At 35.1% G+C, this 13,637-nt stretch carries 10 protein-coding genes and 1 pseudogene; 3 read left to right on the plus strand and 8 right to left on the minus strand.

From position 1 onward, the window contains the following. Window positions 1-31 precede the first annotated feature (31 nt). Window positions 32-1,585, plus strand: coding sequence for an ABC-F family ATP-binding cassette domain-containing protein (locus ACZDYH_RS21505; protein WP_000055410.1), 1,554 nt, complete (start codon window positions 32-34; stop codon window positions 1,583-1,585). Window positions 1,586-1,636: 51 nt separating this feature from the next. On the opposite strand, the gene ACZDYH_RS21510 is transcribed toward ACZDYH_RS21505, so the two are convergent. Beyond that, on the minus strand, window positions 1,637-2,512 hold the full coding sequence (locus ACZDYH_RS21510; protein WP_006919813.1) for a TetR/AcrR family transcriptional regulator: 876 nt from the start codon (window positions 2,510-2,512) through the stop codon (window positions 1,637-1,639). Between the two features lie 139 nt (window positions 2,513-2,651). Here ACZDYH_RS21510 and ACZDYH_RS21515 point away from each other — a divergent pair, with 139 nt between their 5' ends. Continuing rightward, complete coding sequence (locus ACZDYH_RS21515; RefSeq protein WP_001033494.1) at window positions 2,652-5,768, plus strand: efflux RND transporter permease subunit; 3,117 nt, start codon at window positions 2,652-2,654, stop codon at window positions 5,766-5,768. Window positions 5,769-5,796: 28 nt separating this feature from the next. Here the strand turns inward: ACZDYH_RS21515 and msrB are convergent, their stop codons facing one another. The 7 genes and pseudogenes from msrB to lytS form a co-directional block, all read right to left on the minus strand. Then, window positions 5,797-6,249, minus strand: a complete 453-nt coding sequence (msrB, locus tag ACZDYH_RS21520) for a peptide-methionine (R)-S-oxide reductase MsrB (RefSeq protein WP_224201069.1) — start codon at window positions 6,247-6,249, stop codon at window positions 5,797-5,799. A 45-nt stretch (window positions 6,250-6,294) separates the two neighbouring features. Next, window positions 6,295-6,762 (minus strand): annotated as a pseudogene (gene msrA, locus ACZDYH_RS21525) (peptide-methionine (S)-S-oxide reductase MsrA); the annotation flags it as partial. Window positions 6,763-6,853: 91 nt separating this feature from the next. Continuing rightward, on the minus strand, window positions 6,854-7,897 hold the full coding sequence (locus ACZDYH_RS21530) for an AI-2E family transporter (protein WP_001166010.1): 1,044 nt from the start codon (window positions 7,895-7,897) through the stop codon (window positions 6,854-6,856). A gap of 322 nt (window positions 7,898-8,219) precedes the next feature. Then, window positions 8,220-8,912: an antiholin-like protein LrgB gene (lrgB, locus tag ACZDYH_RS21535; RefSeq protein WP_000168869.1), complete on the minus strand. Its 693-nt coding sequence runs from the start codon at window positions 8,910-8,912 to the stop codon at window positions 8,220-8,222. Window positions 8,913-8,947: 35 nt separating this feature from the next. Further along, a complete protein-coding gene (gene lrgA, locus ACZDYH_RS21540) occupies window positions 8,948-9,379 on the minus strand; it encodes an antiholin-like murein hydrolase modulator LrgA (RefSeq protein WP_000104901.1) in 432 nt (143 codons plus the stop codon). Between the two features lie 132 nt (window positions 9,380-9,511). Then, complete coding sequence (locus ACZDYH_RS21545; RefSeq protein WP_000921842.1) at window positions 9,512-10,252, minus strand: LytR/AlgR family response regulator transcription factor; 741 nt, start codon at window positions 10,250-10,252, stop codon at window positions 9,512-9,514. Then, the gene (gene lytS, locus ACZDYH_RS21550) at window positions 10,230-11,999 is read right to left on the minus strand and encodes a two-component system sensor histidine kinase LytS (RefSeq protein WP_000933561.1); all 1,770 of its coding nucleotides are present in this window, start codon (window positions 11,997-11,999) and stop codon (window positions 10,230-10,232) included. The genes ACZDYH_RS21545 and lytS overlap by 23 nt, the downstream gene beginning before the upstream one ends. A gap of 326 nt (window positions 12,000-12,325) precedes the next feature. Between lytS and ACZDYH_RS21555 the strand changes: the two genes are divergently transcribed. Then, window positions 12,326-13,624 (plus strand): MFS transporter, encoded by a 1,299-nt coding sequence (locus tag ACZDYH_RS21555; RefSeq protein ID WP_001103412.1) that lies wholly within the window; start codon window positions 12,326-12,328, stop codon window positions 13,622-13,624. The last annotated feature ends 13 nt before the right edge of the window (window positions 13,625-13,637 follow it).

A 13,637-nucleotide genomic window follows, 5' to 3' on the forward strand; every position in this document is an offset into this window, starting at 1 on the left:
AGGTACTATTTCAAGTTGGACGGAGGATACTATGAGCTTATTAACAGTTGAAAAATTAGGACATACATTTGGCGATCGTACATTATTTAAAGATGTATCTATGCGATTATTAGCAGGTGAGCACGTTGGATTAGTTGGTGCAAACGGTGTTGGTAAATCAACATTCATGAATATCATTACTGGTCAGCTTATTCATGACCAAGGTCGCGTAGAATGGACACCGGGCACACATTACGGCTACTTAGATCAGCATACTGTTTTAACACCTGGGCGTACAATCCGTGACGTACTAGCGGATGCATTTTTACCGTTATTCGAAAAGGAAAAAGCTTTAAATGAAGTTACAGAAAAAATGGGAACTGCTACACCAGAAGAACTAGAAGAACTTCTTGAGCAAATGGCAGAAATACAAGATGCACTTGAAGCAGGTGGTTTCTACTTACTAGATATGAAAATTGAAGAGGCTGCACGTGGTCTTGGAATTGATGCAATTGGTTTAGATCGTGATGTTTCAGCACTAAGTGGCGGACAACGTACAAAGGTATTGCTTGCAAAGCTATTACTTGAACAGCCAGAAGTGTTATTGCTTGATGAACCTACTAACTATTTAGACGTTGAACATATTCATTGGTTAACAAATTATTTGAAAGAATATCCACATGCATTCTTATTAATTTCTCATGATACGGAATTTATGAACAAATGTGTTGATGTTATTTTCCATCTAGAATTCACAAAAATGACACGCTATACAGCGACATATGAAAAATTCCTAGAACTAGCAGAAATCAATAAAAATCAACATATAAACGCTTATGAAAAACAGCGCGAGTTTATCAAAAAGCAAGAAGACTTCATTGCAAAGAACAAAGCTCGTTATTCAACGACAGGTCGTGCAAAGAGTCGTCAAAAACAACTTGATCGCATGGAGCTTATTGATCGTCCGGAAACAGCAATTAAACCGGAATTCTCATTTAAAGAAAGTCGTGCAAGTAGTCGCTTCGTCTTTGAAGGTGAAAATGTAGAAATCGGATATACACATCCGCTACTACCAAAGCTATCAATGACGATTGAACGTGGTGAAAAAATTGCTATTGTTGGATGTAACGGTGTTGGTAAATCAACGTTACTAAAAACAATCTTAGGTAAAATTAAACCTTTAAGCGGTAAAACAAGTCTTGGTGACTTCTTAGAGCCTGCATACTTTGAACAAGAAGTTAAAGCTGATAATATAACACCAATTGATGATGTATGGAATACATTCCCTGGCCTAGACCAGCATCAAATTCGTGCGATGTTAGCAAAATGCGGATTAAAAAATGAACATATTTCTCGCCCATTAAGTCAATTAAGTGGTGGAGAACAAGCAAAAGTTCGTTTATGTAAGCTAATGGGTGAGGAAAGTAACTGGCTATTATTTGATGAGCCGACAAACCATCTTGATGTTACAGCAAAAGCGGAACTTAAGAAGGCTATGAAAGCATATAAAGGAACAATTCTCCTTGTATGTCACGAACCGGACTTCTATGAAGATTGGATCACAAAAGTTTGGGATGTTGAAGAATGGTCTCAAAATAGTAAGTAGTCTTTAAGAAAAAACTCCTTGTGTAGACAAGGAGTTTTTTACTTATTTTTATTAAGAATTTTTTATATTGTAGTATCCTATAAGGCGTAATCGAAATTCTTTTAATTCCGGATACGCCTCTAAATTTGCTAACATACCTCTAATTACCGGAATTCTTGGATTAAGCAATCGTATTTCCGCCTCTAAAACATCTAATGTAACCAACAGCTCATCATCCTCTAATTGATCAGCTAAAGTGCGCTTAAATACAATAATCTCTTTTAAAAAATGTTCTTTAACTTGTTCCTTAATAAGCTCTGATTTACAAAGGAATTCTCCAAGCTTTTCTTCATGTAAAATAGGTTCTTCCGAAGATTCTACTAAGCCATCTACTAAATGATCTACTCTTTTTAAAATAAAAGCAGCGACATACGATAAATCAATTTCTGGTGCTTGTAAAATAATTAACTCTAAATAACCACGGCATATGCCTTCTACCATAATTACTAAATCCAATAAATATGGCATAACCTTTTCACCATAAATGGACAATAAACTATTCCGATAAAATGCATGAGACTCTAACTTCATCCGCATCATAAATTCTTCTACTTCTTTATTAAACGGAATCGCATTTTCTCTCGCATGCATAATAATAAATTCTTTATGCTTTTGTATATCATTAAACTGACAATGTAATTGTTTTGCAAATTTTTCACGTGGTAATAAAGACTCTTGTTCAATATCCAGCATTTTCTTTTGGATTTTGTCATAATAATATCGAAGTGTCGCTAATAAAAGCTCATCTTTCGATTTAAAATATAAGTAAAAAGCTCCCTTAGATATACCACTAGCTGTCACAATTTCCTGCACTGATGTCGCATTTACACCCTTAGTAGCAAATAACTTCATAGCCGATTCTATAATTAAACGCTCTTTTTCTTTCATATCTTCTCTCCTAAATTTAATCTCGCATCTTATTATAAATGTATTATACCATCTCTTTTTATTGACGATTGACCGAACGGTCAGTTATATTATGTATTAGACTGACCAGTTGGTCAATATAATAAAAAGGAGCGCAAACATGAACAAAATCATCAATTTCTCGTTAAAAAATAAGTTCGCAGTTTGGCTACTAACCATTATTGTTACTATTGCGGGGATCTACTCTGGACTCAATATGAAGCTGGAAACAATCCCTGATATTACAACACCGATTGTGACGGTAACTACGGTCTATCCTGGTGCTACACCAGAAGAAGTAGCTGATAAAGTTTCAAAGCCGATGGAAGAACAACTACAAAATTTAAGCGGTGTTAACGTTGTGAGTTCATCATCTTTTCAAAACGCATCTTCTATTCAAGTAGAATACGATTTTGATAAAAATATGGAAAAAGCAGAAACAGAAATTAAAGAAGCTCTCACAAATGTAAAACTCCCAGAAGGTGTTAAAGATCCTAAAGTTTCACGAGTAAACTTCAATGCCTTTCCAGTTATTTCGTTAAGCGTGGCAAGTAAGAATGAATCTTTAGCTACCTTAACTGAAAATGTAGAAAAAAATGTTGTACCAGGATTAAAAGGACTTGATGGTGTTGCATCTGTTCAAATTGCTGGCCAACAAGTAGATGAAGTACAGCTTGTCTTCAAGAAAGATAAAATGAAAGAACTAGGACTAAGTGAAGATACCGTAAAAAATGTGATTAAGGGATCGGATGTATCTTTACCACTTGGCTTATACACATTTAAAGACACGGAAAAATCAGTTGTTGTAGATGGCAATATTACAACGATTAAAGCGTTAAAAGAACTTAAAATCCCAGCTATACCTTCCTCACCTAACGGTCAAGGTAGTCAAAATGCTGGCGCTGGTGCACAAACGCCGCAAATGAATCCAGCTGCTATGAACGGGATTCCAACAGTTACATTAGACGAAATTGCTGACATTAAAGAAGTTGGGAAAGCAGAATCTATTTCTCGAACAAATGGAAAAGAAGCAATTGGAATTCAAATTGTGAAGGCCTCTGATGCAAATACAGTTGATGTTGTAAATGCAGTAAAAGATAAAGTAAAAGATCTTGAGAAAAAATATAAAGATTTAGAGATCATTTCAACATTCGACCAAGGTGCACCTATTGAAAAATCAGTTGAAACAATGCTGAGCAAAGCAATTTTCGGTGCTATCTTTGCGATTGTTATTATTATGCTGTTCCTACGAAATATTCGAACAACGTTAATTTCTGTCGTTTCAATACCACTTTCTTTATTAATTGCTGTTTTAGTCATAAAGCAAATGGATATTACGCTTAACATTATGACACTTGGAGCAATGACCGTTGCTATAGGCCGCGTTGTCGATGACTCAATTGTTGTTATTGAAAATATTTACCGACGTATGTCGTTATCAGAAGAGAAATTACGTGGAAAAGATTTAATTCGTGAAGCTACGAAAGAAATGTTTATCCCGATTATGTCTTCCACCATTGTAACAATTGCTGTATTTTTACCGCTTGGACTAGTAAAAGGTATGATTGGTGAAATGTTCTTACCATTCGCCTTAACTATCGTCTTCGCTTTATTAGCATCATTACTAGTAGCAGTTACAATCGTACCGATGCTAGCTCATTCCTTATTTAAGAAAGAGAGCATGAGGGAAAAAGAAGTACATCATGAAGAAAAACCAAGTAAATTAGCAAATGGGTATAAACGCATACTTGCATGGGCTTTAAATCACAAAATTATTACATCAAGTATCGCTGTCCTTCTATTAGTTGGTAGTCTTGCACTTGTACCAGTTATCGGTGTAAGTTTCTTACCTTCTGAAGAAGAAAAAATGATTATTGCAACATATAATCCTGAACCAGGTCAAACGTTAGAAGACGTTGAAAAAATTGCAACAAAAGCTGAGAAGCACTTCCAAGATAATAAAGACGTCAAAACAATTCAGTTCTCATTAGGTGGAGAGAATCCAATGAGTCCTGGTCAATCAAACCAAGCAATGTTCTTCGTGCAATATGATAACGACACGAAAAACTTTGAAAAAGAGAAAGAACAAGTCGTTAAAGATTTACAGAAGATGTCTGGCAAAGGCGAATGGAAAAACCAAGACTTCGGAGCAAGTGGCGGTAGTAACGAAATTAAACTATACGTTTATGGAGATAGCTCAGAAGACATTAAGCCTGTCGTAAAAGATATTCAAAATATCATGAAGAAAAATAAAGACTTAAAAGATATAGATTCTAGTATTGCAAAAACATATGCAGAGTACACTTTAGTCGCAGATCAAGAAAAGCTGAGTAAAATGGGCTTAACGGCTGCTCAAATTGGAATGGGACTTTCTAATCAACATGATCGCCCTGTTCTGACAACAATTAAAAAAGACGGTAAAGATATCAATGTATATGTAGAAGCTGAAAAACAAAATTATGAAACAATCGATGACTTAACAAATCGCAAAATTACAACACCACTTGGTAATGAAGTAGCTGTGAAAGATGTTATGACTGTAAAAGAAGGTGAAACATCGAATACAGTAACACACCGAGATGGTCGTGTTTATGCAGAGGTTAGTGCCAAATTAACATCTGATGACGTTTCAAAAGCATCTGCTGCAGTACAAAAAGAAGTAGATAAAATGGATCTTCCTTCTGGTGTAGATGTTTCTATGGGCGGTGTTACTAAAGATATTCAAGAATCATTCAAGCAACTTGGCCTAGCGATGTTAGCTGCGATTGCCATTGTATACTTCGTTCTTGTCGTTACATTTGGTGGTGCCCTAGCACCATTCGCAATTTTATTCTCGCTACCATTTACAATTATTGGGGCTCTTGTTGCCTTATTAATCTCTGGTGAAACATTAAGTGTATCTGCAATGATTGGTGCGCTTATGTTAATCGGTATCGTTGTAACAAACGCAATCGTGCTTATCGACCGCGTTATTCATAAGGAAAATGAAGGACTATCAACACGTGAAGCTTTATTAGAAGCTGGTGCAACACGCCTTCGTCCAATTTTAATGACTGCAATTGCAACAATCGGTGCTCTTATCCCGCTTGCATTAGGATTTGAAGGTAGTGGCTTAATTTCTAAAGGACTTGGCGTAACGGTAATTGGTGGATTAACAAGTTCAACGTTATTAACACTTCTTATTGTTCCAATCGTTTATGAAGTATTAAGCAAATTTAAAAAGAAAAAAACAAAATAACAAAAAAATAACCTCGCTAACTGCGAGGTTATTTTTTATTTCCAAACAAGATTAGGAAATCGCCATAGCCTTCTTTCTCTAATTCCTCTTTTGGAATAAATCGAAGAGCTGCGGAATTAATACAGTAACGAAGGCCATTTGGTCCTGGACCATCTGGAAATACGTGCCCAAGATGTGAATCTCCTTCTTTACTTCTCACTTCTGTACGTGTCATATTATGACTCACATCCATCTTTTCTTTCACACTTGCTGACATCACTGGTTTTGTAAAACTAGGCCATCCACATCCACTATCAAATTTATCTAGAGAAGTAAACAACGGCTCACCTGAAACGATGTCTACATAAAGACCTTCCTCTTTATGGTTCCAATACTCATTTCGAAATGGTGGTTCTGTACCATTTTCCTGTGTTACATAATACTGCATCTCATTGAGTTTTTCTTTTAAATGAGCATTATCCTTTGGCCAATGTTGCTTAATAAAAGCATCTCGTCCTGAGCCTTTACGATATAACTCATAGCGGAATGTGTTTTTCTTATGGTATCCTTGGTGATATTCTTCAGCTGGATAAAATGTAGCTGCTGGTAGTATTTTTGTCGCAATTGGTTTTGAAAAGCGTCCACTCTGCTCAAGCTCTTCTTTTGAGGTCTCTGCTTTTTTATGTTGTTCTTCATTATGATAAAAAATCACCGTTTCATAAGACTGTCCGCGGTCGTGGAATTGTCCACCAATATCGGTCGGATCAATTTGTCTCCAATATATATTTAACAATTCCTCATACGGCATTTTATTTGCATCAAATGTAATTTGTACTGCCTCATAATGTCCCGTCGTTTCTGAACATACTTCTTTATACGTTGGATTCTCTTTATGACCACCTGTATAGCCAGAAACAACCTTTATAATCCCTTCCATCTCTTCAAATGGCGAAACCATACACCAGAAGCACCCTCCAGCAAATGTAGCCAATTCTACCTTTTCATTTACAGCCATTACTTCACCCCTATTCTATGTTCTGCTTACAGTATGGCATAAGAAACATCATATTATAAAAGAAAAAGCACCGAACATCGATGCTTTTTCTTTACTTCACTTTATTTTTTCCAACATCCTTCTCCATTTCATCACTTGTCACGTCTAAAACATCTAATAAGAAGATGAAGATTGGAATACCGATAATTAATCCCCATACACCTAAGAAGTGTTCTGAGAAGATTAATACCATAAATGTATAGAAAATCGGTAAATTTGTTTTTTGCGACATAAACTTCGGGTTTAATACGTAACTTTCAAGCGCATGAATCACTGTTACGATAACCAAAATATAAACAACGTACATGATACCGCCAATATTGTAAGCAATCATACAAAGTGGGAATAACGAAATGATAACCCCTGCTACTGGAATTAAGCCAAGCAAGAAAATCATTAACGCTAAACCTAATAATTGTGGGAATCCTAATATCCATAATGCGATAACTGAAAGAACACAGTTAACAACAGCAATTAAAAATTGCGCTTCGATTACCTTTCCAAATGAACGTGCAAATTTCTTTCCGAAGTACTCAATTTCAGTATAGAAAATTGCAAGCCTGCTTTCTTTAAACTTTGCAGTAAAACCGACAATACGAGATTTTTCTAATAAGAAAAACAAACTCAAAATTAAAGAAAGTAAAACTTGAAGGCCAAATTTACCAACATTCGTAATCGATTTATACAAAATGTCTACGCCTTGTCCTACATATTTAGAAAGCTCCATATGATTGACAGCATTAACTGCATACTTAATTAGTTCACTATCTGGTGGGTTTCTTAAAAATACATTGAATTGGTAAATCAGTTGTGAAATTTGTATCGTCAATACTGGTAAATATTTAAATAGCGTAATAGCAATTCCACCAATTAACATTACATATAGAAACGCTATAATAATTTTTCGATTAATAGGCATGAAATGATCTAATTTGCGTGAAATAAACTTTTGGAATCGATCCATTAAATACGTGAGAATAAACGTAATTAATATTAAATTCAACATACTTTGCAGCCCGTATAACACGAGAGCAAGTATTACTAATACGAGTAACCTCTGGAATCCTTTGCTTTGAAACAGGTTTTTTATTTGCATAATCGACGAATACTCTCTCCTGTCCTATAAACTAAAACGTTAATAAGTAGATTTCTCTCTCTTTTCTACTTTTAATTATTCATTCATATTAAGATTTTTATAAACTCATTATATGCCTACCTTACCAGGTATATAGTAGCTTACTTCTTATTTTACAATACAATGACCTAATTCAAAACGTATTCTACATAGTATTAATGAAGATTTAAGGAAACTTACATTTTTTAATAGGTCTTACCACTACTGTAACATAAAAAGCAAGCTATCAGTAGAAATCTGTCCTACAAATAGCTTGCTTTTCTTATTTTTTAAGTAAGTTTTACTATCCAATGAATGGCATGAACATTGGGATGACAACTACTGTTACAACCCCAACTACCGTTACAGCAATACTTGCCATCGCTGCCTCTACCTCACCCATTTCAATTCCTACTGCAACTCCTAATGCATGACCCGCTGTTCCAAGTGCTAAACCTTTTGCAATCGGATGTTTCACTCTAAATGTTTTTAAGAATAATGCTCCTAATGCGTATACGATAACTGCGTTGAAAATAACTGCAAACGATGTAATTGCTGGAATACCACCAATACTTTCTGAAATTGGTAACGCAATTGCTGTTGTTGCTGCTTGTGGTAGCATTGAATTCATTACTGCTGTATCTAAACCGATTGCTTTTGCAACAATGAACACGACAATTACTGAGCAAATAGATCCAACCACGATAGCTGATAAAATTTGCCACCAATATTTTTTCAACTTATCAACTTGTTTATATAGTGGGATAGCGAATGCAATTGTTGCTGGCTCTAAGAAGAAACTAATCATTTTTCCGCCAGTATTATATTCTTCAAAAGTAAAGTTACCTACCTTTAGAAATACAATCCCTAATACCATCGCCACGAATAATGGTGTAAATAGGAAGAACCCTTTTGAATGCTTGAATAATAATGTTCCGATTCCGTATGCGATTAATGAAACGACGATTCCGAAATATGGAGTCATTGTGCTTGCCATGTTCATTACCTCCCAACAATATATAAATACAATGGTTACGCAACCTTTCCGTGCTTGCGTCCTTTATTTACTACTTTCAATTCTTTTGTATCTTCTGTTTCTTTTTCATCTTTTCCTAAAATAAATTGTGCAAATAATCCTGTTACAGCGAGTAAAATAACTGTTGCTACAACAATTACAGTTAAAATTTGTACAAAGTATTGTCCCATTACACCAAGAGAATTAATAACTGAAATACCTGATGGGACGAATAAGAATCCAATAATACCTGTTAAAGCTGTTCCGAGTGATTCAACTTGCTCCAATTTAATAACTTTTAAACATAATAGACTAAATAAAATAACTAACCCGATTACCGATGAAGGCATTGGAATTGGTAAATGTGTTGCAATAATATTAGAAATTAACATAATAGCTGAGAATATGAATGCTTGTGATAAGAAACTATATACTTTTTTCGTACTCATTTTGGCCACCTCTTTCGATTTGGTACCTTTATTGTATAGGATATAACCGCCCGAGTAAGCGTTTACATAACAGAGCGTCAAATATACAGAATCAGTTACAAATATAAAAGGATGAAATACAAAAGCTGCTCCTTAAATACGAAGCAGCTTCTTGAGTTCTTTTGCATATGTACGGCTAACAGGTACTTTTGATCCTTCTTTCATGATTAAATTATAAGTAGAATTGAACCATGGCTGAATTTCAGTAATATGATTAATATTCGCAATAAAACTACGATGGATGCGCATGAAACTTACTTGCGGCAACTTCTTTTCCAAAATCACAAGTGTATCGTGTGTTACATATGTTTCCCTCATTGTTTTTACTGTCACTTTTCCGTCCACAAGTCCTACATATACAATATCTTCAATATTAACAAGTACGATTGATTCTTCAATTGGTAATGCTAATTTATGCATCTCTACTGTTACATCTGTCCCCTTTATTTCGTGCTTCGTTTCTATTTGCGATTGTTTTTGTTTTTTATACTTCTTTAATGTCTGCACAATACGCTCTTCATCAAATGGTTTTAAAATGTAGTCTAACGCATCTACTTCAAATGCTTGCAGTGCATATTGATCATAGGCAGTAGCAAATACAATTGCAGGTGGATTTTTCATCTTCTTTAATATATTGGCGATTTCAAATCCGTTATCATCGGATAATTGAATATCTAAAAACACAATATCTGGTCTACTTTGCATTAGTTCTTCTAATGCGTCTTCCACACAATCAGCCTCACCAATTATCTCAACTTCTTTCGTTCTCTCTAATAAATACTTTAGTTCATCACGTGCTAACATTTCATCGTCAACTACTAATACTTTTAACAATCTGCTCTTCCTCCCCTACTTTTTTTGGAATAACAAAAGTAATCTCTGTCCCCTCATTTAATTCACTTTCGATATGAAGCATCGTTTCTTTTCCAAATAATCCAATAAGACGTTCATTAATATTATATAAAGCTGTTCCAGTCCCTTTCTTTGACGAAACTACCATCTTTCCTAATTGTTCTAAACGTTCTTCCTCAATTCCCTGCCCATTATCTTTTACTTCAAAATGAACCATACCCTCTTTTTCAAAAACATGCACTTCTACTTCACATACTGGTTGCTTCTTCGGAAAAGCGTGTCGCAATGCATTTTCAACCAATAGTTGAAGAACAAATGGTGGTACTAAAGTTGTCTTTAGCTCGTCCTCAATATACATCTTTACCTCATACTTATTTGGGAACCTTGCTTGTTCTAAGGATAAATATGCCTGTACATGGTTTAATTCTTGTTCTAGTGGAATCAATAACTGACGTGCCCCTTGCAAATTACATCGGAAATATACGCTAAGCTGTAATAATAACTTCCTTGCTTTTTCTACATCTGTTCGGCATAAAGCTGATACTGTATTAATCGCATTAAATAAAAAATGCGGGTTAATTTGTGCTTGTAATGCCTTTATTTCCGCATCTTGCAATAATTTACTTTGCAACTCAGCTTCACCTAATTCAAGTTGTGTAGAGAATATTTTTGCTAATCCTTCTGCTAATTCCTCTTCCACACGACTTAACTGGTTAGGATTTTTGAAATACAGTTTTAATGTCCCTATTGTATTTCCATGTGAAGTTAGTGGAATAACAATCGCCGCTTGCAAAGGGCAGCCTTCATGTTGACAATTAATAACCTCACGTGATTTTGCTTTCATTATTTTCCCTGTGTGTAACACTTCTTTCGACAAACCAGTTATTAAACTATGTGACGGAATATGGTGATCTGATGCTAATCCAACATGAGCTAATATTTTCTCTGTATCTGTTAAGGATACCGCATCTGTTCCTGTAAAGCGGTGAATAATTTGTGCCACATGCTTACACGATTCTTCTGTTAAGCCTTGGCGAAAATATGGTAACGTTTTATCTGCAATACGTAATACCTTATGAGTCTGAAGTGCCTTTGCGTTCTCTTCCTGACGCAAAATAGCTTGTATCATAGAAAGTAAAATAAAACTTCCAAAACTATTTACAAGGATCATTGGTATCGCAATTGTTTTCACAATGCTCATTCCATCCTCTACAATTAATAGGATCATAATCATTTCTAAAGAAACGATAAAAACACTTAAAATCGCTGAAAACTTAGGGGTAATTGTACGGTTATATTTTTTAAAAATGTATCCGATATAACCAGTTATAACGCCTGCTAAAATTGAAGAGATTGCACAACTTAGAGCTGTCGTCCCTCCAAGCATATAACGGTGAATACCAGCAATTGATCCTACCCCAATTCCGACGATAGGACCACCAAGCAATCCACTAATTCCAACACCCATAATACGTGTATTTGCAATGGTACTCGATGATGAAACACCTTGTAACCAATTTTCATTCATAATCGTATTTCCTGCTATTTCAATCCCAGTGTAATTGCTTACAATTGTAAATACCGAAAAAATACAAATAAGCTTAAGCTTATCTACATAGCCATCCTGTTTATGAAGGAGGCGTCTGAAAGTTTTAATATGAGAGAGTAAAAATCCTAAAATAACTATAAGTCCGACTCGTTCAATCATCATGAGTACTAAATTTAGCATCTTTGATTCATTCCTTTTTATTTAGTTAGTTTTATTATGGGAAAATAATGAAGTCGGCGTCAAGAAGAACGAAATGTTTTTTGAAATATTTTACACATAATAACTTCCTCTTTATTTGACAATACATATAGAAGAGTGCTAAAAATAAAGTAATATAATACAGTCCTTTAACCCAACCCCGTGAGGTTGAGAAGGAAGTCGGAATACAATATACGTATGTTCTTTTCTTGGGGATACGTATGCTTTTTTGGCCTTCTCATCATATCAGGTGAGAAGGCCTTTTGTTATTCTTCCATAGCGACTGTAGAAAATAAGGAGGAGTAATAATGAACGTCACTACTGATGTACAACAAACAACAGAGGAGACAAAAGCGAAAAGATATAAAACATTATTTGGTTCTGCGCTAGGATATGCAGCAGAAGGTTTAGATATGTTGCTATTATCTTTCGTACTTGTCTATATTTTAAAAGAGTTTCACTTAAGTCCTGTTGAAGGTGGAAACTTAACTTTAGCTACCACAATAGGAATGTTAATTGGTTCTTATTTATTTGGATTTATTGCTGATTTATTTGGCCGTATTCGTACAATGGCCTTCACAATCTTACTGTTTTCACTAGCAACCGCACTCATTTATTTCGCAACAGACTACTGGCAATTATTAATTCTGCGCTTTTTAGTTGGAATGGGAGTTGGTGGTGAATTCGGAATCGGAATGGCCATCGTAACAGAAACATGGTCTAAAGAAATGCGCGCTAAAGCGACATCTGTTGTTGCACTTGGATGGCAATTTGGTGTACTGATTGCTTCACTCCTTCCAGCATTTATTGTCCCACACTTTGGATGGAGAGCCGTTTTCTTATTTGGATTAATTCCAGCTTTACTAGCTGTCTATGTCCGTAAAAGTTTAAGTGAACCGAAAATATGGGAGCAAAAACAACGCTACAAAAAGGAACTATTGCAAAAAGAAGCTGCAGGTAAATTAACAACTACTGAAGCAGAACAACTAAAACATATAAAAAAATTTCCACTTCGAAAGTTATTTGCCAATAAAAAAGTAACAATTACAACAATTGGTCTTATTATTATGTCGTTCATCCAAAACTTCGGATATTACGGAATCTTCACATGGATGCCCACTATTTTAGCAAATAAATATAACTATACATTAGCAAAAGCAAGTGGCTGGATGTTCATTTCTACCATCGGTATGCTAATTGGAATTGCAATCTTTGGTATTCTAGCTGATAAAATTGGTCGCCGTAAAACTTTTGCAATCTATTATATTGGCGGTACAGTATACTGTCTCATTTACTTCTTCTTATTCACAGATTCAACATTATTATTATGGGGAAGTGCATTGCTTGGATTCTTTGCAAATGGAATGATGGGAGGATTTGGAGCAATTTTAGCTGAAAACTATCCTGCTGAAGCTCGCTCTACCGCCGAAAACTTTATTTTCGGTACAGGACGTGGGTTAGCTGGATTTGGGCCTGTTATTATTGGCTTACTTGCTACAGGTGGCAACCTACTTGGAGCATTGTCCTTGATTTTTATCATCTACCCAATCGGGTTAATTACAATGCTACTATGTGTACCAGAAACAAAGGGAAAAGTATTAGATTAAACGTAAAAGAGGA

It is taken from the genome of Bacillus sp. EB V-12 (assembly GCF_056158125.1).

Excerpts from the sequence above, each read along its gene's own strand:
- ACZDYH_RS21555 (WP_001103412.1), top strand. The coding sequence starts at position 12,326 with ATGAACGTCACTACTGATGTACAACAAACAACAGAGGAGACAAAAGCG.
- ACZDYH_RS21515 (WP_001033494.1), top strand. The coding sequence starts at position 2,652 with ATGAACAAAATCATCAATTTCTCGTTAAAAAATAAGTTCGCAGTTTGG.
- lrgB (WP_000168869.1), bottom strand. The coding sequence starts at position 8,912 with ATGGCAAGCACAATGACTCCATATTTCGGAATCGTCGTTTCATTAATC.
- ACZDYH_RS21505 (WP_000055410.1), top strand. The coding sequence starts at position 32 with ATGAGCTTATTAACAGTTGAAAAATTAGGACATACATTTGGCGATCGT.
- ACZDYH_RS21530 (WP_001166010.1), bottom strand. The coding sequence starts at position 7,897 with ATGCAAATAAAAAACCTGTTTCAAAGCAAAGGATTCCAGAGGTTACTC.
- lytS (WP_000933561.1), bottom strand. The coding sequence starts at position 11,999 with ATGCTAAATTTAGTACTCATGATGATTGAACGAGTCGGACTTATAGTT.
- ACZDYH_RS21510 (WP_006919813.1), bottom strand. The coding sequence starts at position 2,512 with ATGAAAGAAAAAGAGCGTTTAATTATAGAATCGGCTATGAAGTTATTT.
- lrgA (WP_000104901.1), bottom strand. The coding sequence starts at position 9,379 with ATGAGTACGAAAAAAGTATATAGTTTCTTATCACAAGCATTCATATTC.